We start from the raw sequence: 23,498 nt of genomic DNA, 5'->3' as shown, positions 1-23,498 counted from the left end.
GCGTCTCTTCGATGGCTGACGGGGAGAACGCGCTGAACGTTCAGAACGTCAGCGCTGCGACTCACGATTGTAGTACTGAACCGGTTAATCTCGCCGTCCGCACGCGAAGTGAGAGGATCGGCTCATGACCCGCGTCACGATCAGCGACATCGCCGAGGCCGCGGGTCTGTCGAAGGGCGCGGTGTCATACGCCTTGAACGGCCGTCCGGGCGTCTCCGAGCGGACGAGGACGCGCGTGCAGCGGATCGCGGCGGATCTGGGATGGTCGCCGAACCTGGCGGCGCGATCGCTCTCGACGTCGACGGCCGATGCGATCGGTCTCGTGCTGACGCGCCCGGGAACGGCGCGCGGACTCAACTCGTTCTACCTGGAGTTCATCGCCGGCACGGAGCAGGTGATCGCGCAGCGTGGGGTGGCACTCATGCTTCACGTGGTGGCCACGCGCGAGGACGAACTGTCGACGTATGAGAAGTGGTGGCGGGAGGGACGCGTCGACGGAGTGCTGATCGTTGACCTCGACATCGACGACCCCCGTGGACCCGTCGTGCAGACGCTCGGGCTCCCCGCCGTCGCCGTCGGCAGTTCCGACCGCGGGCAAGCCCCCGCGCAGCATCTTCCCCACGTCTGGACCGACGACGACGCCGCGATGCGCGACGCCGTCCGCTACCTGGCCAGACTCGGGCACCGTCGGTTCGCGCGCGTGGGAGGTCGGTCGCTGCGCAGCTACACCGCGATCCGAGACGCGGCCTTCCTCGACGAGGTCGCGGCGGTCGGAGCATCCGCCGTTCCGGTCCTCGCCACCGACTACTCCGGCGAGGCGGGCGCGCGCGCGACGCGCGACCTGCTCACGCGCGCGCAGCCGCCGACCGCGATCATCTTCGACAGCGACGTTCTCGCGGTGGCGGGCCTCGGAGTCGCCCGCGAACTGGGGGTCGATGTTCCCCGAGAACTGTCGATCCTCGCGTGGGACGACTCCGCGCTCTGCGAGATCACGCACCCCCCGCTGTCGGCGCTGCGCCGGGATGTCGCGGGCTTCGGCGCGGCCGCCGCTCACACCCTCCTCGAGGTGATCGCGACCGGTCGGGGCGAGGATCGGGCCGTGGCTCCGGCGGTACTCGTCCCGCGGGCGTCCACCGGCCCATCGCTCGGCTGAGACCTCGGCGGCCGCCGGGCCCTCAGCCGTCGCGCGACGGGCGGCCAGGAGCGGACTCAGACGCGCGCGGCGAGGAAGGCGGTCTGCGCCAGCCACTGGAAAGACTGTCCGCCCTCATGCTCGTTGTGCGCGTACACCTCGATGTGCTTCTCGCCGGCATAGCGGTTGTAGGCGGCGTAGACCGTCGACGGAGGGCACACCGGGTCGAGCAGGCCGACGGAGAACAGCGCCGGGGCCGTGGCGCGGGTGGCCATGTTCGCCCCGTCGAAATACGAGAGGGTGTCGAAGACGCGATCCTCGGTACCGCGGTGCACCGAGAGGTAGCGGACGACCTCCTGGTACGGGTCTGCGCCGGTCATGCCCACCGCCCGCTCGAAGTGGCAGAGGAACGGCACGTCCGGCATCACGGCGACGAGGCCCTCGCTGAGCCCGGCGGCTGCCAGGGCGATGCCGCCGCCCTGGCTCCCGCCGCAGACCGCGACGCGGTCTGCGGCGACCACGTCGAGGGAGCGGACGGCATCCACGGCGCGCACGGCGTCGGTGAAGACCCTCCGGTAGTAGTAGTCCTCGGGGCTCTCGATCCCTCTCGTCATGAAGCCGCTCGATGACGGACCCGTCCCGTGCGGGTCGGCTGTCTCCCCGCCGCTGCCCCACATCGACCCCTGTCCGCGGGTGTCCATGAAGAGGTGCGCGTAGCCGCTCGCCGCCCACCCCAGCCGCTCGACCGGGAGCCCGCGGCCGCCGCCGTAGCCGTTGAACTCGACGACGGCGGGCAACGGGCCTTCAGCGGCCCGGGGGAGCGTGAGCCACGCCTTGACCGGGTCGCCCCCGAAACCGGGGAAGGTGACGTCGAACACGTCCAGCGCCGTGAACGGGGTGGGGTGGGGACGGACGACGAGGTCCCCGCCGAGGGCGCGCGACTCCGCCAGCGTGCGCGTCCAGAACGCGTCGAAGTCGCGAGGCTCGCGGACGTCGGGGCGGTAATCCTGCAGTTCAGGCAGCGAGAGATCGAACCGGGGCATCGTGACACCATACCCACTGGTGCGACGCGAGCACGTCCGTCGTGCCATGCAGCCGTGCCGGACGACGGCGTCAGTAGGTGACGGTGACCTCGGTGCCCATGGGTGCCCAGTCGAACACGTTGGCGGCCTTGTCGAGCGGCATGTTGATGCAGCCGTGACTCATGACGTTGCCGAAATTGTTGTGCCAGTAGGCGCCGTGCAGGGCCTCGTCGCCGTTGTAATACATGACGTCCGGCACGTTCGGCGTGTAGTAGTTCGGCGCCTTGGTCAGATCCTGGTTGCCCATGTTCTGCGATGTCAGCTTCGCGGTGATGCGGAAGTTGCCCGTGTGAGAGGAGAATCCGGCCTTGCCCGACGAGATCAGGAAGCTGTCGATGACCTGACCGTTCTCGTACAGGTAGGTGCGCTGTTCGCTCAGGTTGACCACGATGTTGCGCGAGGTCTTCGTGACCTGGGCCGGCACCACCGTGACCGGAGTGGCGAAGACGCCGTTGCCGTCCGCGAGCTGCGCGGCGTAAGCGGCGGCCACGCCGCTGGTGTCGCCCACCGTGCGGCCGTCGGCACCCGCCGTGATCGTGCGCAGCACCTTGCCCTGGGTGTCGGTGATCTCGGTGCCGTTCACCGGGTCGCGGTTGATCGCTGCCGCCAGAGCGTCGACCGAGGGTTGGATGGCGGCTTCGTCCACGTCGTAGCTGTACGTGCCGTCGTCGCCCGTCGAGAGCGTGATCCAGGATGCGGCGACCGCGCGATCGATCGGTACGGTGCGCTCTTCTCCGACGTAGAAGCCGGCGGTGTCGAGGATCGTGTTGAGCTGGGTGGCCGTGGCCGTGACGGCGTCCGTGGATGCGGAGGCGGGCACCACCGTCGGGGTCGCGGCGATCTCGACGCGTGACTCGCCGGCGGCGAAGCCCTTCTCCAGCGCGGCGCGGATCGACTCGATGTCGACCCCCGCGCCGTCGACGGCGGGGGTGACTGCGTACGACGCCGTCGCTGCGTCGAAGGCGATGGTCGCGTTGACGGGTTCGACGAAGAGAGCCGGTGCGACGGCGCGGAGGGCGTCGGCCGCTTTCGTCTCGTCCAACGTGACGGCCGGCGCGGCCGCCGGCTCCGCGTTCCAGGAGGACACCTTCCACATGGGACTGTCGGAGAACGCCTTTTCGGCGAGCGCCTGCGCGTCGACGGAGGCGCCGAGCTCGTCGCCCGTCACCTGCGCGTCCGTGGCCGCCGCCGAGACGCTGGCGCCCAGCTGGCCGGCCGTGACCTCGGCCGAGCCGTCGACGCCGGTGATGACGACCGTCGTGTCGGCGAGCTTCTTGCTGATGGTCTCGGCGGCCGACCCGACGGTCATTCCGCCGATGCCGACGCCTGCCACGGTCGTTCCGGGCGCGATCAGCACGAGCGATGCGACGACGAGCGACACGACAGCCGCGGCTGCCGGGATGCCGATCCACAGCCCGAGATGACGCTTCTTCTTCGACGGCTCAGCGGGCGCCCACTCGTAGGACTCGGTGTCGGCGGCGGCAGAATCCACGACGGCGGTGTCGGATCCGGATGGATCGTTCGACACGTCACCTGCGTTCTGCCTGGCAACCAGATCAGTCACGCCATCACCCCCGACTGTGAGAAAGCACTCATCTCATGGTACGGGACGAATTCGCTCGAACCGGCGCGGCCGACAACGTTCGTATCACGACCGGGTATTGTTCGCCCCGCCCCGCATCGGGGTGCTCAGGGCGCGCAGAGGGCCTGGAACTTCTCGCCGGTCTCCTGGAACTGCGTGCCCAGGTCGCTCAAGTCGCCGAGCTTGGTGACGTCGCCCTTTGCGACGGCGGCCATCACCTCGGCCGTTTTCGCGAACATCTCCTGCAGAGGGGCGACGACGCCTGCGACCTCGTCGTTCGTGATGCTCGGGGCCGCGTCGGCCAGCTTCGACGCGGCCGCGTTCATGCTCTCGACCACCGCGGCCGGATCCTGGGCGGCCACGGATTCGAACTCCGCGGAGGCGTCGGCGATCGTGTCCTGGATGAGAGCGCACGCATCCGTGACGGACTGGCCCTCGTCTCCGGTCTGATCGACGGCTGCGGGCGCGCCCGACGACGTCGGGGAGGCGTCCGACGTCGATCCGGTGCAGGCGGTGAGGCCCAGCACCGCGCACAGGGCGATGGTCAGACCGGCGATGGTGCGTCGCATGAGTGTCCTCTCGTCGACCTTCAGCCTACGGCCCGTGTCCGGCTGGGCAGCTGAGGCGGTCAATGTAACAAGTTTGTAAACCTGCCGCGCAAATAGGGTCGGGCGCTTGCGCCAGCGGCATTCGTAAGCTCTACTAACAAACATGTCTGCACCGGAAGCGCAGCGAGGCTCTTCCACTTTGGAACCCTCGCACACCTCAGGAACGAACCCTCGTTCGTTCGGCCCCGGGCGTGCGCTGCGCCAAGGCGGCAAGGTCCTGCCCGAGCATGCGCGGGGGCACAACCGCTCGCTGGTGCTGCAGACGCTCTTTCACCAGGGCGCCATGAGTCGCGCCGACCTCGCCCGCGAGACAGGCCTGACCCGGGTCACGATGTCCGACCTCGTGGCCGAGCTGATCGCCGATGGGTTCGTCGCCGAGAAGGGCACCCGTGAGGCGTCCGGTCCCGGCAAGCCGGCGATGCTCGTCGACCTCGACCGCGACGGACACCGCATCGTCGGCATCGACCTCTCGCAGACCGACGCGCTCATCGGCGCCGTGCTCACCCTGGACGGCGACATCGTCGTCCGCAGGGAGGAGCCGCTGCCGGCAGACTCGGGGCAGCTGGTCGAGACCGTGATCGCGCTTGCCCGCGAACTCGTCAGCGAGTCGCACGCTCCCGTGCTCGGTATCGGCGTCGGCGCACCCGGGGTGGTCGATGACCGAGGCGTGATCCTGGCCGCGCCCAACTTCGGGTGGGCGGGTTTCGATCTCGAGGGCGCCCTGCGCGAGGCGCTCGGACTTCCGGTCCTGGTCGCGAACGACGCCAATGCGGCGGTGCTGGCGGAATACACCTTCGGCGGCGCGGGCGACGATGTGCTGCTGGTCAAGGTGGGCCGAGGCGTCGGGTCCGGTTTGCTCTCCGGAGGGCAGCCCATGCGCGGCAGCCACTTCGCCGCAGGCGAGATCGGCCACGTCACCGTCGGCACGGATGGCGGGCCCGTCTGCGTGTGCGGAAAAGTCGGATGCCTCGAGGCCTGGCTGTCGGTGCCCTCGCTGTCAGCCCGGCTGGCCGCGGCATCCGATCCCTCCGATCGGGAGGGAATCCTGCGCGACGCCGGGGAGCGACTGGGCATCGCGCTCGCCCCCGTGGTCGGCGCCCTCGACCTGTCGGAGATCGTGCTCTCGGGGCCTGCCGAGCTGCTGGACGGCTCGCTGGCCGCGGCGACGGTCGAAACGCTGCGCACACGCACGCTCGCCCGATTCCACGACGGCGTCCGCGTGCGGATGACCGAGCAGGGCCAGGACATCGTGCTTCGCGGCGCGGCCGTCATGGTGCTCTCCGGCCAGCTGGGCGTGTCGTAGCGCCCACCCTCCGGGTTCGCCCGAGATCCCCCGGATGGGCCGCCCGGCCCACCCCCAACCAAGAGAAACAAGGAAGGCACCATGAAGAAGAAGCTCGGAGCCCTCGCCCTTCTGGGTGCGTCGGCCATCGCCCTCGCCGGCTGCTCCGGCAGCGCCGCCGGCGGCTCGTCGGACTCCGCGGAGTCGGGAACGCTCACCGTGTGGCTGGTCGGCACGGATACTCCGCAGGACGCCCGCGACTACTTGAAGACCACCTTCGAGGAGGAGAACAAGGGCTGGACGCTCGACATCGAGGAGAAGACCTGGGCCGACACGAGCGACAACTATGTCGCCGCGCTGTCCTCCAGTGATGCCCCGGACGTGGTGGAAGTCGGCAACACGCAGGCGCAGGGCTTCATCTCCCAAGGTCTGTTCGAGGACATCAGCGACATCAAGGACGCCCTCGGGGGCGACGACATGCTGAAGAGCTTCGTCGAGCTCGGTTCGGACGGCGACAGCCTCTACGCGGCGCCTTACTACGCGGGGTCGCGCGTCGTGTTCTACTCGCCCACGACGTTCGCCGGAACCGTCCCCACCACGCTCGACGAGTACGTCGCCGACGGAATCGCCGCCAAGACCGACACGAAGTCGGGCATCTATGCGCCCGGCAAGGACTGGTACAACGCCCTGCCCTACGTCTGGGCCCACGGCGGCGAGATCGCCGTGAAGGACGGCGACACGTGGGACGCGGAGTTCTCCAGCGACGACAGCATCAAGGGCCTGACCCAGCTGCAAGACGTCTACCTCAACGCGAACGTCGCTCCCGCCGACGGCGATGAAGCCGACCCGCAGGTGCCGTTCTGCGCCGGGGAGGTCGGATTCCTCTCGGCTCCGGCGTGGGTGAAGTGGTCGATCCTCGCGGCCGCCGACGCCAAGGCGCCCGGCTGCCCCGACACCTTCGGCACCGGCCTCGCGGCATTCGCGCTCCCGGGTGTCGAGGCCGGTTCGGTCGCTCCGGTGTTCGCCGGCGGCTCGAACGTCGCCGTCGCCGCCAAGAGCGATGCGAAGGACAAGGCCAAGGCCGCCCTGGAGATCCTCCTGTCCGAGGGCTACCAGAAGATCCTGGCCGAGAACGGGCTGATCCCCGCTCTCACCACCTTTGCGCAGTACTTGCCGCAGGACGCCATCACCGCGGAGGCCGCCAAAGCTGCCGCCGGTTCCAAGGCCGTTCCCGCGAGCCCGAACTGGGCCGAGGTCGAGTCCGCCGGGGTCATCAAGGACGCGCTCGTCAAGATCGCCCAGGGCGACGACGTCAAGACGGTCGCCGAGGGTCTGGACTCTCAGATCGAAGCCATCCTCAACAAGTAGCCCCCACGCACCGGGCAAGGGGTTCCGGCCTCGCCGGACCCCCTTGCCCGCTGGTGTGCCCCCCGAACGTGCTGCACCCCCCATTTCCCTGAAAGGAGGCGTCATGACGGAAGCGATCGTCACGGCGGCCTCGCGACCGGCTTCCGGCAGGAGCCCGCGTCCCCGATTGACCGCCCGCGAGGCATCCCGACGGCGCAGGGAGACCCGCGGCGCGTGGACCCTGCTCGCCCCGTCAGCCGTCATCCTCGCCGTCATGGTGGGCTACCCCGCGGTGCTGATGGTCATCCAGTCCTTCACGGATTACTCCATCAAGAACAAGGTGCAGGGCACTCTGCCGAACTTCGTGTGGTTCGAGAACTACGTCACGGTGTTCACAGAGTCGGACTTCCCGATCGTGCTGGTGCGCAGCCTCGGCCTGATGGTGGCGATGACCATCCTGATCGTGCTGCTCGGCATGCTCATCGCCGTGCTCATGACGCGACTCGGCAAGGGGTGGCGCATCACCGTGTCGGTCGGTCTGCTCCTGGCATGGGCCATGCCCCCGCTCGCGGCGACCGTCGTCTGGGGCTGGATCTTCGACACGCAGTACGGCGTCGTCAACTGGGCGCTGAACACCCTCACCGGAACGTCGGACTGGACCAACCATTCCTGGCTGCTCAATCCGTGGTCGTTCTTCATGGTGCTCATCATCATCGTGGTGTGGCAGGGCGTGCCGTTCGTCGCGTTCACGACTTACGCGGCACTGGGGCAGGTGCCCGCCGAGGTGCTCGAGGCATCCTCGCTCGACGGCGCCACCGGCCTCAGCAGGTTCCGGCTCATCGTGTTCCCCTACATCCGCAGCGTGATCACGGTGATCATCGTGCTCCAGGTCATCTGGAACCTCCGCATCTTCACGCAGGTGTATGCGCTGCAGAGCAGGGGCGGGCTGATCTCCGAGACCAACGTGCTCGGCACGTATCTGTTCCGCCAGGGAGTCGGAGAGTTCGCCGTCACGAGTGTGATCGGTGTCTTCATGGTGATCCTCCTGCTGGCCATGTCCTGGGGCTACGTCCGCACCACCCTGAAGGAGGAGGAGCTGTGAGCACTCAGGTCAATGCCGCCACCCAGCTCGGCACCGTGGGCGTCGAAGAGGTCCTCGAGGACGGCGGCGTCCCCCGGACGCCGCGCCGGCGCTCGATCGAGGCGCGACGACCCTCTTCCCGCAAGGTCGCGACGCGCACACTGCTGAACATCGCCGCGCTGATCGTCTTCGTGTGCTCGGTCTTCCCCGTCTACTGGATGCTGAACATGGCGTTCACGCAGGGGCAGCAGATCATCAGCCGCACCCCCGATCTGCTCCCGATCAAGTTCACCTTCCAGAACTTCATCACCGCGTGGACGAGAGAGGCCGCCCCCGGCCAGACCGACTTCCCGCACGCGCTGATGACCTCGTCGATCGTGACCGTCGGCGTGCTGATCCTGACGCTGCTGTTCGCCTTCCTCGCATCCATCGCTGTGGCCCGTTTCCACTTCCGGGGGCGCCGGGGGTTCATCGTCTCGGTGCTGATCATCCAGATGATCCCCGGCGAGGCGATGATGTTCACGATCTACGGCATGATCGACGACTGGCGTCTCATGAACACGCTGCTGGGTCTCGGCATCGTCTACCTGGCCTCCGTGATCCCCTTCACCATCTGGACGCTCCGCGGTTTCGTGGCGGGCGTGCCCGCCGACCTCGAAGAAGCCGCCATGATCGACGGGTGCACCAAGACGCAGGCCTTCTGGAAGGTCACCTTTCCACTTCTGGCTCCGGGCCTGGTCTCGACAGGGATCTTCGCGTTCATCCAGTCCTGGAACGAATTCACGATGGCTCTGCTCCTCATGAAGGGGTACAACCTCACACTGCCGACCTGGCTCAACTCGTTCCAGTCGGCGACCGAGGCCACGAACTGGGGTGCGGTGATGGCGGGGTCGACGCTCATCTCGATCCCCGTCGTGATCTTCTTCCTCATCGTGCAGGGACGCATGACCGGAGGACTGGTGTCCGGGGCGGTCAAGGGCTGATGGGTGCACGCTCACGTCCGTCCGCCCGCGGTGACCGCTCATGAGGGTCGGTCTCGACGTCGGCGGAACGAAGACCGACGCCGTCCTGGTGGACGCCGGGGGAACGATCATCGCCCGCCGGCGCCGCCCGACCGGATGGGGACCGGACGCGGTCACCTCGACCATCGTCGCTGCGGTCGGCGAGCTCGCCGCCGAGGCCGGTATGGGCCTCGACGAGATCGAATCGGTCGGCGTCGGTATGCCGGGGCAGGTCGAGCCGGGGAGCACCCGCATCGCGCATGCCGTGAACCTCGGAGTCGATCAGCTCGACGTGGCGGCAGCGGTGCTGCCCGCCCTCGGCATCGCCGTGCGCATCGAGAACGACGTGAAAGCCGCCGCCCTCGGCGCCTATGCCCTGCACGGCGCGACGGGCGCGATCGGCTACCTCAATCTCGGCACCGGCATCGCCGCCGGCATCGTCCGCGCCGGCGAACTGTGGCGGGGGGCGCACGGCACAGCGGGCGAAGTCGGTCACATCTCCGTCGATCCCCGAGGACCGCTCTGCCGCTGCGGCCAGCACGGCTGCATCGAGGCCTTCGCCGGCGGCGGTGCGATCGCCGCGCGGTGGGGCCGGGCCGGCGCCTACCCCGTCCGCGACGTGTTCGACGCCGCCGAGTCCGGGGATCCCGCGGCGCTCGCGCTCCGCGGGGGTCTCGCGACGGGCGTCTCCGCCGCGATCCGCGTGCTCGTGCTGACGGCAGACGTCGACACCGTCGTCCTCGGCGGGGGCGTGACGGCGCTCGGCGACCGATTGATGGCGGATGTCGCGGCTGCGCTCGATGCAAGCGCCCAAGCATCCCCGTTCATGCGTTCGCTCCGGCTCCGCGAGCGTGTCACACTGCTTCCCGCGGGCTCGCCGGCCGCCGCTCTCGGCGCGGCCCTCATCGGCGCCGCGCGCGACACAGAGGAGGTCATGGCTCATGGCTGAGGTCGTCATCGTCCCCACGCCCGCCGCGGGCGGCGAGATCGTCGCCGACGAGATCGTCCGCCTCGTCCGCTCCACGCCCACCGCGGTGCTCGGATTGGCGACGGGGTCGACACCTCTGCCCGTCTATGAGGCGCTCCGGCCGCGCCTCGCGGGGGTCGATGTCTCGCAGGTGCGGGGATTCGCCCTCGACGAATACGTCGGCATCGAGCCGCGGCATCCTGAGTCCTACCGCGCGGTCATCACGCGCGAGGTCGTCGAGCCGCTCGGGCTCGACCCCGACCGCGTGCAGGTGCCGGACGGATCACTGGACGGAATCGAGCACGCGGGGAGCGATTACGAAGCGGCCCTCCGGACAGCGGGGGGCGTCGACCTGCAGATCCTCGGGATCGGCACGGACGGGCACATCGGCTTCAACGAGCCCGGCTCTTCGTTCGCCTCCCTCACCCGCGTCAAAACACTCACCGCGCAGACACGCGAGGACAATGCCCGGTTCTTCGACAGCATCGATCAGGTCCCGATGCACTGCATCACCCAGGGCCTCGGCACGATCCTCCGCGCGCGCCATCTCGTGCTCCTCGCCTTCGGCGCCGGAAAGGCCGACGCGGTCGCGGGAGCGCTGGAGGGGCCGCTCAGCGCATCGCTGCCGGGGTCTGCGATCCAGCTGCACCCGCACGCCACGGTGGTCGTCGACGAAGCCGCCGCAACTGCTCTGCGCTTCGCGGACTACTACCGCTACACCTTCGCGAACAAACCGGAGTGGCAGGGGCTGTAGGGGCGGCTGGGCGCTGGAGGTGAGGGTCTCGAGTTCTTCCTGCGCGCGGCGGCCCCGGGACGGGCCTCAGGGCGCGAAGACCTTGCCGGGGTTCAGAATGCGGGCGGGGTCGAAGACCGCCGCGATGTCGCGCTGCAGCGCCCACTGATCGTCGCCGAGTTCGTCGGCGAGCCATCGCCGCTTGAGCACGCCGATGCCGTGCTCGCCCGTGAGGGTGCCGCCGAGGCGGAGCGCCGCGCGGAAGAGGTCGTCGGCGGCATCCCAGATCTCGGGCGGCACGTCGGGTCCGTCGAAGATGAAGTTGGGGTGCAGGTTGCCGTCGCCGGCGTGCGCGACCGCGGGGATGACGATGCCGTACTCGCGCTCGACCCGGGCGATCTCGTCGAACATCGCCGGCAGCGCCGATCGCGGCACCGAGATGTCTTCGATGAGGGCGGTGCCGAGCGTCTCCATCGCCGGATGCATCGACCGGCGGATCGCGAGCAGACGCTCACCTTCTTCGGGGTCGGCCGACAGCGCGACGCTGCCGCCGGCGCCGCGCAGGACCGCGGCGATCGCCTCGGCTTCGACGAGCGCCGCCGGGCCGTCGGTCTGGATCGTGAGCTGGGCCGCGCCCGGGAGCGGATCCGCCAGGTGGAGGAGGGCGTGGACGGCCGCGAGGGACGCGGCATCCATCAGCTCCATGATCGCCGGCTGCACGCCCGAGGCCGTCACGGCGGCAGATGCCTCGGCGGCGGTCCGCACGCTGGGGAAGGTGGCGGCGATCGTGCACACGTCGCCGGGGACGAGCCGACGGAGCTTCAGCGTGGCGCCGACGATCACACCGAGCGTGCCCTCCGAGCCGATCATCAGTGACGTCAGGTCGAGGCCCGTGACGCCTTTGACGCTCCGGTGGCCGAAGTGCATGAGCCGCCCGTCGGCGAGGACCACATCGACACCGAGCACCGCGTCGCGCACCACGCCGTACTTAGCGCAGAGCAATCCCCCCGCCCCCGTCGCGATGTTGCCGCCGACCGTCGAGATGGCGCGGCTGGCGGGGTCGGGGGCCCACCACAGGCCGTGCGCGCCCAGCGCAGCATTGAGGTCGGCGTTGATGATGCCCGGCTCGACGACGGCGAGCAGGTCGTCCGGACGCACCTCGAGGATGCGGTCCATCTCTCGCAATGAGAGCGCGATCTCTCCTGCGCCGGCGTTCGCGCCGCCCGCGAGCCCCGTCCCGGCTCCGCGGGTGACGACGGGGGTGCCGGTCGCGGACGCGATGCGCATCGTCTGCCGCACATCGTCGACGCACGAGGCGCGGACGACGGCGAGGGGTGCCCCGGATGCCGCGTGCCCCGACTTGTCGGCGCGCGCGGCCTCTTTCGCGCTCGTGGTGGTGTCCACACGATCGCCCAGCGCTGCGCGCAACAGGTCGAGGACGTCTGCCGCCGGCGGCGTCATGCGAAGCGTCGGCGACCGGCGAGCACCCCGACGGTGACCGCGACGACGGCGAAGCCGATGCCGAGCCACGTCGCGCCCATGCTCCACAGCACGATCGTCGTCGACGCGTAGACGAGCAGCTCGACGACGGCACGTACGAACGGGTGCACCGCGAACACGGCGCGCGGCGAGACGAAGAACGCCCACACGAGGATCGCCAGCGCGGGTGCGCCGATTCCGACGACGATGTTCCACGGGAAGGGCCACGCCGCGAAACCCCAGAATGCGAGGGCCGCGAAAGCGAACATCTCGCAGGCGAAAGCGAGGAGGTCGAGGGCCGAGAGCGGGCGCCGTGTACCGGCGGCTAGCGGCTCGGCCGGGGGCGTCGGGTGCACGCGCGCGCTGTCGGACATGTCCTCATTCTACCGGGGCACGCGTGCTCGGTGCCCGGGGCCGTGGGCCTCCGCGCTCTCAGTCGAGCAGGCTGAGCAGGCGGATGCTGCGGGTCGGGCCGGTCTCATCGCCGGAGAGGTATCTCAGGCCGAGCAGCGGGTTGCGCAGGAGTTCGGCGGCCGTCGGCCGGAGTGACAGCGTGGCGTTGCCCGCATCGTCCGCGACGACGGTCTGGCGTGGCTCGTCGCCGACGAGCAGCTCGACGGTGCTGCCGGGCGATGCGCTCACGGTGAGCGTCAGGGTGAGACGCGTGCCCTCGAACCCGATGCCCGCGCCGACGATCGCCGGCGAGCCCTCGGGCAAGGGTGGGGCGGTGGGCTCGGTCGGCTCGGTCGGGTCGGTGGGTCCGGTCGGCCCCGTGGGTCCGGTCGGGTCGGTCGGGTCCGTGGGACCGGTCGGGTCGGTGGGGTCGGTCGGGTCCGTGGGACCGGTCGGGTCGGTGGGGTCGGTCGGGTCCGTGGGACCGGTCGGGTCGGTCGGCTCCGTAGGTCCGGTCGGGTCGGTGGGTCCGGTCGGCTCCGTGGGCGTGACCGGAGCGGTGGGATCTACCGGCGTCGCCGGATCGGAGGGAGCGACCGGAACCACTGGTGCGGGATCGGCCGTGGCAGGCGTGGGAGTGTTCCCTGCACCGCCGCCGGCGGGCGCCGGGGGAGTGCCCGGTGTCGCGGCCTCCGCTTCGGACGGTGCGACCGGGGTCTCGGCATCCGGAGTCGTCCCCTCGTCCACCGGCGTCTGCGGAACCTCGGGGGCCGGGCCATCGAGCTGCCCGTCGTCGGGGCCTTCGATGGATGACGATTCGCGAGCGATGCCGGCGGCGGTGTCGGAGGTGTCGAGGGCGGGGACGACCACGGCCGCGGTGACGACGGCGCCGGCGACCACGACGGCGGCAGCCGCCAGGCCGACGATGGCGCTCATTCCGGAGAAGACGCCGCCTGCCGCCGCGGCGGTGGTGCCTGCCGCACCGGCGGTCGCCGCAGCGCCGATGGTGGCACCGGATGATGAACCGACCGCAGAGGACGCGCCCACGGACGATGCCGTGCCCAGGGTCGACGCACCGGGCGCAGCCCCCGCCGTGCCCATAGACGCCGTGCCCATGGACACCGCGCCGTGCACGACGCTCGAGGGCATCGCGGCGAGCGCGACCACGGCGGTGCCGCCGCTCTGCAGCGACGCCAGGTAAGCGCCTGCTCCGGTGACACCCAGCACGAGCGGGAGAAGGACGAGCGCGAGGTGGTCCGAGACGTGACGGGCTTCGGCGGCCACGATCGTGCAGCGCGTGCACCCGGCGAGATGGTCGTCGATCTTCCGGCCGTCGCGCTTGCTGACGTTGCCGCGCGCGTAGGCGCCGAGGCGTTCGATCGTCCACTGGCAATCGGACCCGTCGGCCACGCTGACCAGGTGCGCCTGGATCCACGCCTCGCGCAGTCCTTCGCGGGCGCGGAAGGCCAGCTGCGCGACCGCGGTCGCCTTCAGTCCGAGCAGCGGCGCGATCTCCGCGGGCTTCATCTGCTCGATCTCGGAGTACCAGAGCACCTCCTGCCACCGCGTGGGGAGGCTGCGGAAGGCGCGGTGCGTGATACTGCGGTCCAGTGCGTCCGAGGTCGCCTGCTCGGTCGTCGCCGGGTCTTCGACGGCGGCGAGTTCGTCGATGGTCGTCTCGCGACGCGCGCGCCCCCACCCGGCGGCGGTGTTGCGGATGCTGGTGAACAGGTAGGCACGGAACGACCCCGTGGGGCCGCCGCCCTTGAGGATGGACTGGTAGATGCGGGCGTACGCCTCCTGCACCAGATCGTCGGCGTCGAGGCTCGACGTCACGGAGCGGGCGACGACGATACCCGACCGGTAGTGGCGTCGCCACAGCTCGCCGAACGCGTCGCTGTCGCCCGAGCGCGCGCGCAACACCAGATCGGCGTCGGCGGGGGCATCCGAGGCATCGGAATCGCCGACGTCGTCGGCGTGCGGGTGCTCATGCATGGGTGATCCTGACGCGGTTCGGGCCGCAGTGTCGGGTGTGATGACGGCCTCACCTATGAGACGGGTCCGGGGGCCGTTTATTACGCGCTCCCACCATTCTGGCCCCGATAGGCGACGTCGCGGCCGCGAACCTGTTCCGTCGTCGCCCTCCAGCCGGTTCACGACGGTGCATGAGGAGGGGTGGCCGGCGTTCGTCCCGCTGCGCGCGCCCGGCGACGGGACGGCCGGCGTTCGTCTTCCGGCCTCGCCCGGAAGACGGCTCAAAAGAAAGTTCTGCGTTTCGCGTCATGGATCGAAGGGCATCGCATCTCATGGGTGAGAGACACCGTCTGAGCTCCCTGGGGTTGGAGTGCAGAGGCCAGTGGTGCGGGGGTCGAGAGATCGAACCGCTGGGAGCGGGTTTCGGATGCGTCTGGGGGGATGGCATCTGAAACCCGCCCTCTCGACCCGGGGACGAGGGTCGCTGCGCGGGGGCGCAGCGACCCCGCACCCCGCCGGTGAGCGGCCTGCTCTAGGCGACGGGCCGCCCGGCCGTCCAGACCTGCGCGACCCGCAGATCGGCGCCGAGGAGGGCCGCGTCCGCGAGGTACCCGGGGGCGAGTCGGCCGAGGTCGTGGCCGCGCCCGATCGCGGCGGCCGGGGCGCCGGTCAGCGCGTGGACGACGGCCGGGAGGGCGACACCGGCGTCGACACAGACGCGGAGCGCAGCATCCTGCGTCAGCGTCGACCCGGCGATCGACCCTCCGTCCACAAGCCGCGCCACGCCGTCTCGCACGTCGACCGGGCGTCCACCGAGCTCGTACCGGCCGTCGACGGATCCGGCGGCGGCCATCGCGTCGGTCACGAGGGCGATCCGGTCGGGCGCCGCCGCGAACGCGATGCGCAGGATGTCCGGGTGCACGTGCACCCCGTCGGCGATGAGTTCGAGGGTGACCCGGGGATCGGATGCCGCGGCTCCGACGGGGCCAGGATCGCGATGGCCGAGTCCAGGCATCGCGTTGAAGGCGTGCGTCAGGATGGTGGCACCGGCGGTGAAGGCGGCGGCGGTGATCGCGGCATCCGCCGTCGTATGCCCGACGGCGGCCGCCGCACCTGCCTCGACCACGCGGCGGACGGCGTGCAGCCCGTTCGGGAGCTCGGGCGCGAGCGTCACCTGGCGGATCGTGCCGCGGCCCGCCCGCAGCAGCGTGTCGAGCACGCCCTCTTCAGGCGCGCGCAGCAGATCCTCGTCGTGGGCGCCCTTGCGCTCGGCGGCGAGGAAGGGCCCTTCGAGATGGGAGCCGAGGATGTCGGCGTCGCTGTCCACGAGGTCGGCGATCATCGCCGTGCTCCGCGTCAGTTCGCCCAGCGGCGCGGTCACCAGCGAGATGACCGCTCTCGTCGTGCCGTGCGCGCGGTGCAGATCGCGGGCTCGACGGACGGCCTCCGGGCCGGCGTCGTACGAGGCGCCGCCGCCGCCGTGCCCGTGGATGTCGATGAAGCCGGGAGTGAGGATCGCACCGGCACCGGCGGTCGCTACGGCGTCGACCACGGTGGCCGCGATCAGGCCTCGCCATCCGTCGCCGTCCCCGACCGCTGCGACGCGGTCATCGACGACGTGCATCCACGCGTCCTCGCGCACGGCGCCGTCGGTGACGAGCCGTGCCGAATGGATGATGAGGCCCGCCATCAGGGCGCCCGAGGAAGGGTGATGCCCTGGGACGTCCAGAGCGGTCCGAGGCCGTCCACTCGGGTGCGGAACGAGTCCCACGTGCGCTCGACGCCGCGCGCGGGCGACCAGGAGATCTCGGCGGCCGCGGCGATCCGCGGGAAGGCGAGCGCGTCGAGATCGGCGAGGGTGCGGGGTGTCTCGCTCCACAGGGGCGCCTCGACGCCGAGGATGTCGCTCTCGTCGACCCCCTCGATGGTGGTGCCGGGATCCCAGGAGTACGCCCGCTCGAGGCTCGTCGGACCGTTCGCCCAGGTGAGGCCGAGCGCGCTGTCGGCGTGGGGTTTCATGTCGAGGTAGATCGCGTCGGCGGGGGAGAGGATGACCCGCGAGCCGCGCTGCACGAAGGTCCTGGTCTTCTCGCCGGCGCCGTCGATCGGTGTGGTGAAGCCCCAGTACTGACCGATCGTGGCCCGATCCAGGCCCGCGGCCGCCCCGGCCTCGTGCCAGGCGATCGGCGTCTTGCCGAGCGAGACCACCATCGACGACGCTCGCGTCATGAATTCGGCGAAGTCCGCGGGGTCGGTGCCCAGGGCCTCGTCGCCACCGATGTGCACGTAGGGGCCGGGGGTGAGCTCGGCCAGCTCGCCGAAGACGTCGGCCAGGAACGCGTAGGTCGCCTCGTCATGGATCTTCAGTGAAGAGAACCCGACCGCGACCCCGTCGTACGGCACGCCCGCCTCGGGCAGCGAACCGCCGGATTCCTGAACGGTCTCGAGGGTCTGAGCGCTCAGCACGGGCTTCTCCACGAGCTCGGGGTAAGCGACGCCGACGGCGTGGGTGTGCCCCGGAACGTCGAACTCGGGCACGACCGTCATGTGACGGGATGCCGCGTGCCGGACGATCTCGGCATAGTCCTCGTGGGTGAAGAAGCCCCCGGGATCGCCGCCGACCGAACTCCCGGACGACACCTCGGTCAGTCTCGGTCGTGAAGCGAGCTGCAACCGCCACCCCTGGTCGTCGCTCAGGTGCAGATGCAGATGGTTGAACTTGAGCGCCGCCGCCCGGTCGATGTAGGCCGTGACGGTCTCGACCGGGAAGAAGTGCCGGGCGACGTCGAGCATGACGCCCCGGTACGCGAACCGCGGTCGGTCCTCGATCGCCACCGTCGGGAAGAACCAGCCACCGGCGTCCTGCTGCACGAGCTGCACGAGGGTCTGAGCTCCGTAGAAGAGGCCCGCCGCGTCGGACGCGGTGATGACGGCGGATGCCTCATCGACGACGATCTCGTACGACTCCGGTGAGCCACCCGCGCGGAGGCGCAGATCGATGCGGGCCCATTCGGACTGCTCCGGAGAGGCCTCGACGGCGAGGCCGGTGCGTTCGCTCAGCCGCTGCGCGAGGCCGGCCGCGATCGAGGACTCGCCCGCGATCGTCGCGCCCTCGCGGAGGCGCAGCCCACGGCCTTCCGTCGCGGTGAGGGCGAGCGGGAACGGGACCAGCGCGAACGTCATGTAAGGAACCCTAACAAAACGGGAGGGCCCATGACAGGGGCCGAGAAAGGCTTCGCTGTAGAGCACGTGGGCCGCGGCATCCGGTATGCTCGCTGTGTCGCGACTGGCGTTGAGGTGGATACCACCGGGGAGCGACCGACACGGCATTCGACCGCACGCCTGGGCCGATGCGGACCTTCTTTTTCCGAGCCGTCGTCAAGGAGATCGCCATGACCGATCAGTACTTCAATGCCCCGCTGTCCGAGGTCGATCCCGAAATCGCTCAGGTGCTCGAGCGCGAACTCGAACGCCAGCGCGGCTACCTCGAGATGATCGCCTCCGAGAACTTCGTCCCGGTCTCGATCCTGCAGTCGCAGGGGTCGGTGCTCACGAACAAGTACGCCGAGGGCTACCCGGGCCGACGCTACTACGGCGGCTGCGAAGAGGTCGACGTCGCCGAAGAGCTGGCGATCGAGCGCGCGAAGTCGCTGTTCGGTGCCGAGTACGCCAACGTGCAGCCGCACTCGGGCGCCACCGCGAACGCGGCGGTGCTGCACGCCATCGCCCGCCCGGGCGAAACGCTGCTCGGTCTGTCTCTGGATCAGGGCGGTCATCTGACGCACGGCATGAAGATCAACTTCTCGGGCAGGCTCTACGACATCGTCGCGTACGGCGTCGACCCCGAGACATCCGTCATCGACATGGATGAGGTCCGGCGTCTCGCCCTCGAACACAAGCCCAAGGTGATCATCGCCGGTTGGTCGGCGTACCCGCGTCAACTCGACTTCGCCGCGTTCCGCGCCATCGCCGACGAGGTGGGCGCGTACCTGTGGGTCGACATGGCGCATTTCGCGGGACTCGTGGCCGCAGGGCTGCACCCGTCGCCGCTGCCGCACGCGCACGTCGTCTCCTCGACGGTGCACAAGACGATCGGCGGACCGCGGTCGGGTTTCATCCTCACGAACGACGCCGACCTCGCGAAGAAGCTCAACACCGCGGTGTTCCCCGGCCAGCAGGGTGGCCCTCTCATGCACGTGATCGCCGCGAAGGCGACCGCCTTCAAGCTTGCGGCGACCCCGGAGTTCAAGGAGCGCCAGGGGCGCGTGCTGAGCGGTGCCCGCATTCTGGCGGAACGGCTGTCGCAGCGGGACGTGCAGGAGGCCGGGATCTCGGTGCGCTCGGGCGGCACGGACGTGCACCTGGTGCTCGTCGACCTGCGGAACGCTCAGATCGACGGCAAGCAGGCAGAGGATCTGCTGCACGAGATCCACATCACGGTGAACCGGAACGCCGTGCCCAACGACCCGCGTCCGCCGATGGTGACCTCGGGGCTGCGGATCGGCACCCCCGCGCTCGCCACCCGCGGATTCGGCGACGCCGAGTTCGCCGAGGTCGCCGACGTGATCGCCCTGGCACTGCTGCCCGACGCCGATGTGGAGTCGTTGCGCGCCCGCGTCGCGGCGCTGACCGCCGCGTTCCCGCTGTACCCCGGGCTGGTGCAGTAGCACCGCTTGCCGGACCCCTATACCTACGGGCATAGTGATTCCAGCGCCCCGACTCACGCGAGCAACATCCGGCGGGCGAAGCGGCAGACTTCGGCCGTCGCTTTGACCCAGGAGCGGTTCGCCGCCGGGGGCGCCGCCCCACGTGCCCCACGATGAAGCGAGGACAGACGGATGACAGCGCAGAGATTGGACGGCACGGCCACGGCGGCCGCCATCAAGGACGAGTTGCGTGGGCGCGTGGCCGCCCTCGCCGCACGGGGCGTCGTGCCCGGGATCGCCACGGTCCTCGTCGGCGCCGACCCCGCGTCGCAGCTCTACGTGGGCATGAAGCACAAGCAGTCCGAGGCGATCGGGATGAACTCCATCCAGCGCGAACTGCCCGCCGATGCCACACAGGAGCAGGTCGAGGCGCTGGTCGACGAGTTGAACGCCGACCCCGCATGCCATGGTTACATCGTGCAGCTGCCGCTGCCGAAGCACATCGACACCGATGCGATCCTCGAGCGCATCGACCCCGACAAGGACGCCGACGGACTGCACCCGACGAACCTCGGCAGACTGGTCCTGAACGTCAACTCGCCGATCACGTCGCCCCTGCCGTGCACCCCCCGAGGCGTCATCGAGCTCCTCACCCGCAACGGCTACGACCTGCGCGGCAAGCACGTCGTCGTCGTCGGACGAGGCGTGACGATCGGCCGTTCGATCGGACTGCTGCTGACGCGTCGCGAGTTCAATGCGACGGTGACGCTCACGCACACGGGGACGGTGGATGCCGCGCAGTATCTCCGACAGGCGGATGTCATCGTGGCCGCCGCCGGTGTGAAGCACCTCGTCACCGCCGCCGACGTCAAGCCGGGCGCAGCGGTTCTCGACGTCGGCGTGACCCGCGAGAGCGACCCGGAGTCGGGCTCATCGAAGGTCTACGGCGACGTGGCCCCCGACGTCGCGGAGGTCGCGGGCTACCTGTCGCCGAACCCGGGCGGCGTCGGACCCATGACCGTGGCGCTGCTGCTCACCAACGTCGTCGAGGCCGCCGAACGTTCGGTCGCCTGACGTCGGCCGAGTGGCGAGGGCGTCAGCTCTTGCCGAGCTCGTCGAACATACGTCGCTGTTCGGGCGTCAGGCCGTCCTGCACCTCTTGGCGGGCGCCACGCGTCACGGTGGGCGATGCGCCCGTCGCTGACCAGGGGGCGACGGACGCGGCATCCGCCGACCTGTTCGTGGCCCTGTCGTAGAGCCGACCCGCGTGCCCCTCGATACGGTCGTCGACCACGTCGTAGATCGCCCAGGCGACCATGAGCAGGAGCGGCGGGATGACGTAGCCCCAGAACCAGCCGTGCACGTTGACGCCCGAGAAGATAACCGTGAACACCCAGATGATGTACGCGACCAGCAGCACCAGGAAGAACTGGACGACCTTCTCGCCCATCTTGGTGCGCTGACCCGCCGACCTGCCGGCCATACCCCGGAACCAGGTGGTGATGAGCGGCTTGATCCACAGGGAGGCAGCGGTGAGCACGACGGCCGCCCACACGACCGACCAGCCCACGGCCACCTGCGGGAGCACCAGTCCGATCAGCAGCAGCACCACGATGTTGAAGACGAGGAGCGAGACGAACCGGATCAGCCATGCGCGCATGTTGTCACTCTACCGACCGCCTCGGGAACGGCGGCGAGACGTGCTCCCCGCGACCGACCGGCTACGAGATGGTGACGTACTCGTCGAGATTGTCGTCAGGTAGCGAGTCCGCGACGGCGGTGACCTGCACGTCGACGAGCTGGGTGCCGCCCGACAGGGTGGTGAGGAAAGCCGAGTCCGAGGCATCCCGTCCCGTGGCGATGCGCACGAGCGTCGACCGCGGGGCGAGTGTGGTGGCGTCGACGACACGCCACGCGCCGTCGATCCACGCCTCGGCGACGGCGTGGAAGTCCATCGGCATCAATCCCGGCGCGTAGACCGCGACCAGTCGGGCGGGGATGTTCAGTCCGCGCAGGAGCGCGACGACGAGGTGCGCGTAGTCGCGGCAGACGCCCTGGCGGGCGAGCAGCGTCCGCACGGCGCCGTCGGTGGGCAGGCTCGACCCCGGGACGTATGAGAGGCGAGTGCCGACCCATGACGAGACGGCCTGCAGCAGCTCGTTCTCGGGCACGCCCTGGAACTCCGCGAACGCCGTCGGGGCGAGCATGTCCGATTCCGCGTAGCGGCTCGGGCGCGTGTACCGGATGAGGTCGGTCGGCGTGCCGATCGGCGTGTCGCCGTGCCCGAGGATGTTCGCAGCGTAGGTCACCTCGAGGCGGCCGACGCCCGGAGAGATGGTGTGCAGGCGTGTGCCGTGCGCGTCGGGGAGGTCGGTGACCTCGACGGGGGTGCCGTCGAGCACCGCCGTGAACGACTCGGTGACCGGGGTGTAGTGACCCGACACGGCGACGGCGAAGACCAGCTCGGCGGGCGCAGTGACGTCAAGGACGATGGAGCTCGAGACTTCGCGTTTCATGCCTCCATGGTGGCATGGATCACTGTGCCGCTTTTCGCGGCGAGGACGGATGCCGCGGCCCGCCGGGACCGTGTTCAGTAGCTTGCGCGGCCCGGCGCGACCGTGGTGTCGCCCGGCCCGTCGGCCTCGTGCGCCCACGCCGCCGCGAGTGCCTCCGAACCCCGCGCGAGCAGGGCGACGTCCGCGCCGACCAGCAGGAAGCGGGCACCGTCCTGCGCGTAGGAGCGCGCGACCACGGGGTCGAACGCGTTCACCCCCACCGGAATGCCCGTCGCCGCTGCCGCCGCGAACACGCGGCGGACGGCTGCGGTCACGTCGGGGTGCGTCTGCTGTCCGAGCAGACCCATCGACGCGGCCAGATCGGACGGTCCGACGAAGATCCCGTCGACGCCCTCGACCTCGGCGATGGCGGCTGCTGCCTCGACGCCGGCGGCGGTCTCGATCTGCACGAAGAGCGAGACGTGCGCGTCGGCGTTCTCGAGGTAGCCCTCGACGCGATTCCAGCGCGCCGAGCGCGCGAGCGCGCTGCCGACGCCGCGCACCCCGTGGGGCGGATAGCGCACGGCCGCTACAGCGGCCGCGGCGTCGGCCGCCGAAGAGACCATCGGCACGAGGATGTTCTGCGCTCCGAGATCGAGCACCTGCTTGATCAGCACGACGTCGTTGGTCGGCACGCGGACCACCGGGGTGATGGCGTAGCCCGCGACGGCGTGCAGCTGCGCGAGCACCGACTCCAGGCCGTTCGGGGAGTGCTCCATGTCGATGAGCGTCCAGTCCATGCCCGACCCCGCGCAGACCTCGGCCACAAGAGGGCTGCCGGAGCACACCCAGATGCCCGCGAGCGGGGCGGATGCCGCGGACAGAGCGTCCCGGAAGGTCGGCGCTAGACGAAGCGGCATCGGATCTGTCCCATCGGTCCATAGTCGCAGAGCACGTCGTCGCCGCGAGAGACCCACATGGGTCTCGTGAATGACCCGGCCAGGATGATCTCGCCGGCCTCGAGCCGCGCGCCGTGCTGGTGGAACTTGTTGGCGAGCCAGGCGACCCCGGTAGCGGGGTGGCCGAGCACGCCGGCGGCGACCCCGGTCTCTTCGATCTCGCCGTTGCGCGACAGCACCCCGGGCACCCATCGCAGATCGATCTCGTCGGGTCTCCTGTGCACGTCGCCGAGCACCATCCCCCCGTAGGCCGCGTTGTCGGAGATCGTGTCGACGATCGTCCGGCCCTCGAGCTCGATGTGGGAATTGAGCACCTCGAGCGCGGGCACGGCGTAATCGATCGCGCGGAGGGCGTCCTCCAGAGCGCAGCCGGGGCCGGCCAGCGGCTCTTTCAGCACGAAGGCGAGCTCGACCTCGATGCGCACGTTGGTGAACAGATCGACGGGGATCTCGGCCCCGTTCCGGTAGACGGTGTCGTCGAACATCACGCCGTAGTCGGGCTCGGTGATACCGGTGGCCTGCTGCATCGCCTTCGACGTCAGACCGATCTTCCGTCCGATGAGCCGGCGGCCGGCGGCGAGGTTCTTGTCGCGCCAGATGCCTTGGATGGCATATGAATCCTCGATCGTCGCGTCCGGGTGGCGCGCGGTGATCCGCGGGATCAGTCGGTGCGTGCGGTCGGCATCAGCGAGCTCGTCGGCGAGCTGGGCGATCACATCGGGGGGCAGCATCCGGTC

At 70.0% G+C, this 23,498-nt stretch carries 21 protein-coding genes and 1 riboswitch; of the genes, 9 read left to right on the top strand and 12 right to left on the bottom strand.

What is annotated here, in order from left to right:
- Window positions 1-124 precede the first annotated feature (124 nt).
- Window positions 125-1,153 (top strand): LacI family DNA-binding transcriptional regulator, encoded by a 1,029-nt coding sequence (locus ACFM35_RS09285; RefSeq protein ID WP_378841266.1) that lies wholly within the window; start codon window positions 125-127, stop codon window positions 1,151-1,153.
- 56 nt (window positions 1,154-1,209) lie between these two features.
- On the opposite strand, the gene ACFM35_RS09280 is transcribed toward ACFM35_RS09285, so the two are convergent.
- The 3 genes from ACFM35_RS09280 to ACFM35_RS09270 form a co-directional block, all read right to left on the bottom strand.
- Complete coding sequence (locus tag ACFM35_RS09280; RefSeq protein WP_378841265.1) at window positions 1,210-2,175, bottom strand: acetylxylan esterase; 966 nt, start codon at window positions 2,173-2,175, stop codon at window positions 1,210-1,212.
- A gap of 70 nt (window positions 2,176-2,245) precedes the next feature.
- On the bottom strand, window positions 2,246-3,778 hold the full coding sequence (locus ACFM35_RS09275; RefSeq protein ID WP_378841264.1) for a L,D-transpeptidase family protein: 1,533 nt from the start codon (window positions 3,776-3,778) through the stop codon (window positions 2,246-2,248).
- 125 nt (window positions 3,779-3,903) lie between these two features.
- A complete protein-coding gene (locus ACFM35_RS09270) occupies window positions 3,904-4,365 on the bottom strand; it encodes a hypothetical protein (RefSeq protein WP_378841263.1) in 462 nt (153 codons plus the stop codon).
- Window positions 4,366-4,507: 142 nt separating this feature from the next.
- Between ACFM35_RS09270 and ACFM35_RS09265 the strand changes: the two genes are divergently transcribed.
- The 6 genes from ACFM35_RS09265 (at window position 4,508) to ACFM35_RS09240 (ending at window position 10,836) form a co-directional block, all read left to right on the top strand.
- Window positions 4,508-5,707 carry an ROK family transcriptional regulator gene (locus ACFM35_RS09265; protein ID WP_378841262.1) on the top strand — a complete coding sequence of 400 codons (1,200 nt, stop codon included), beginning with the start codon at window positions 4,508-4,510 and terminating at the stop codon, window positions 5,705-5,707.
- 81 nt (window positions 5,708-5,788) lie between these two features.
- Window positions 5,789-7,054, top strand: coding sequence for an extracellular solute-binding protein (locus ACFM35_RS09260; protein ID WP_378841260.1), 1,266 nt, complete (start codon window positions 5,789-5,791; stop codon window positions 7,052-7,054).
- 103 nt (window positions 7,055-7,157) lie between these two features.
- A complete protein-coding gene (locus ACFM35_RS09255; protein ID WP_378841258.1) occupies window positions 7,158-8,135 on the top strand; it encodes a carbohydrate ABC transporter permease in 978 nt (325 codons plus the stop codon).
- Window positions 8,132-9,097, top strand: a complete 966-nt coding sequence (locus ACFM35_RS09250) for a carbohydrate ABC transporter permease (protein ID WP_378841256.1) — start codon at window positions 8,132-8,134, stop codon at window positions 9,095-9,097. Before ACFM35_RS09255 ends, ACFM35_RS09250 begins: the two co-directional genes overlap by 4 nt.
- 40 nt (window positions 9,098-9,137) lie before the next feature.
- Entirely contained in the window at window positions 9,138-10,064 is a 927-nt protein-coding gene (locus ACFM35_RS09245; protein ID WP_378841254.1) for an ROK family protein, read from the top strand.
- The gene (locus tag ACFM35_RS09240) at window positions 10,057-10,836 is read left to right on the top strand and encodes a glucosamine-6-phosphate deaminase (RefSeq protein WP_378841253.1); all 780 of its coding nucleotides are present in this window, start codon (window positions 10,057-10,059) and stop codon (window positions 10,834-10,836) included. The genes ACFM35_RS09245 and ACFM35_RS09240 overlap by 8 nt, the downstream gene beginning before the upstream one ends.
- A 66-nt stretch (window positions 10,837-10,902) precedes the next feature.
- Here the strand turns inward: ACFM35_RS09240 and ACFM35_RS09235 are convergent, their stop codons facing one another.
- The 5 genes from ACFM35_RS09235 to ACFM35_RS09215 all read right to left on the bottom strand — a co-directional run bounded on the left by ACFM35_RS09235 (window position 10,903) and on the right by ACFM35_RS09215 (window position 17,844).
- Window positions 10,903-12,276, bottom strand: a complete 1,374-nt coding sequence (locus ACFM35_RS09235) for an FAD-binding oxidoreductase (RefSeq protein ID WP_378841251.1) — start codon at window positions 12,274-12,276, stop codon at window positions 10,903-10,905.
- Entirely contained in the window at window positions 12,273-12,668 is a 396-nt protein-coding gene (locus ACFM35_RS09230; protein ID WP_378841249.1) for a YrdB family protein, read from the bottom strand. Before ACFM35_RS09230 ends, ACFM35_RS09235 begins: the two co-directional genes overlap by 4 nt.
- 58 nt (window positions 12,669-12,726) lie before the next feature.
- Window positions 12,727-14,682, bottom strand: coding sequence for a sigma-70 family RNA polymerase sigma factor (locus ACFM35_RS09225; RefSeq protein WP_378841247.1), 1,956 nt, complete (start codon window positions 14,680-14,682; stop codon window positions 12,727-12,729).
- A 511-nt stretch (window positions 14,683-15,193) separates the two neighbouring features.
- On the bottom strand, window positions 15,194-16,351 hold the full coding sequence (gene nagA / locus ACFM35_RS09220) for an N-acetylglucosamine-6-phosphate deacetylase (protein WP_378841245.1): 1,158 nt from the start codon (window positions 16,349-16,351) through the stop codon (window positions 15,194-15,196).
- Window positions 16,351-17,844 carry a beta-N-acetylhexosaminidase gene (locus ACFM35_RS09215; RefSeq protein WP_378841243.1) on the bottom strand — a complete coding sequence of 498 codons (1,494 nt, stop codon included), beginning with the start codon at window positions 17,842-17,844 and terminating at the stop codon, window positions 16,351-16,353. The genes nagA and ACFM35_RS09215 overlap by 1 nt, the downstream gene beginning before the upstream one ends.
- Window positions 17,845-17,933: 89 nt before the next feature.
- Window positions 17,934-18,016, top strand: a riboswitch (ZMP/ZTP riboswitch).
- 37 nt (window positions 18,017-18,053) lie between these two features.
- Here ACFM35_RS09215 and glyA point away from each other — a divergent pair.
- Window positions 18,054-19,328 carry a serine hydroxymethyltransferase gene (glyA, locus tag ACFM35_RS09210; RefSeq protein ID WP_378841241.1) on the top strand — a complete coding sequence of 425 codons (1,275 nt, stop codon included), beginning with the start codon at window positions 18,054-18,056 and terminating at the stop codon, window positions 19,326-19,328.
- A 171-nt stretch (window positions 19,329-19,499) separates the two neighbouring features.
- The gene (locus ACFM35_RS09205) at window positions 19,500-20,381 is read left to right on the top strand and encodes a bifunctional methylenetetrahydrofolate dehydrogenase/methenyltetrahydrofolate cyclohydrolase (protein WP_378841239.1); all 882 of its coding nucleotides are present in this window, start codon (window positions 19,500-19,502) and stop codon (window positions 20,379-20,381) included.
- A 22-nt stretch (window positions 20,382-20,403) separates the two neighbouring features.
- On the opposite strand, the gene ACFM35_RS09200 is transcribed toward ACFM35_RS09205, so the two are convergent.
- The 4 genes from ACFM35_RS09200 to ACFM35_RS09185 all read right to left on the bottom strand — a co-directional run bounded on the left by ACFM35_RS09200 (window position 20,404) and on the right by ACFM35_RS09185 (window position 23,492).
- Window positions 20,404-20,967, bottom strand: coding sequence for a hypothetical protein (locus tag ACFM35_RS09200; protein WP_378841237.1), 564 nt, complete (start codon window positions 20,965-20,967; stop codon window positions 20,404-20,406).
- Window positions 20,968-21,028: 61 nt separating this feature from the next.
- Window positions 21,029-21,823 (bottom strand): transglutaminase-like domain-containing protein, encoded by a 795-nt coding sequence (locus ACFM35_RS09195; protein WP_378841235.1) that lies wholly within the window; start codon window positions 21,821-21,823, stop codon window positions 21,029-21,031.
- A 74-nt stretch (window positions 21,824-21,897) separates the two neighbouring features.
- Entirely contained in the window at window positions 21,898-22,722 is an 825-nt protein-coding gene (locus ACFM35_RS09190) for an aldolase/citrate lyase family protein (RefSeq protein WP_378841233.1), read from the bottom strand.
- Entirely contained in the window at window positions 22,707-23,492 is a 786-nt protein-coding gene (locus tag ACFM35_RS09185; RefSeq protein WP_378841231.1) for a 2-keto-4-pentenoate hydratase, read from the bottom strand. The genes ACFM35_RS09190 and ACFM35_RS09185 overlap by 16 nt, the downstream gene beginning before the upstream one ends.
- Between the last annotated feature and the right edge of the window lie 6 nt (window positions 23,493-23,498).

Origin of the sequence: Microbacterium songi, from assembly GCF_042747925.1 — a bacterium.
Lineage (GTDB): Bacteria > Actinomycetota > Actinomycetes > Actinomycetales > Microbacteriaceae > Microbacterium.
Note: the sequence above shows the minus strand (reverse complement) of the source record. Positions and strands in the feature narration are given on the sequence as shown.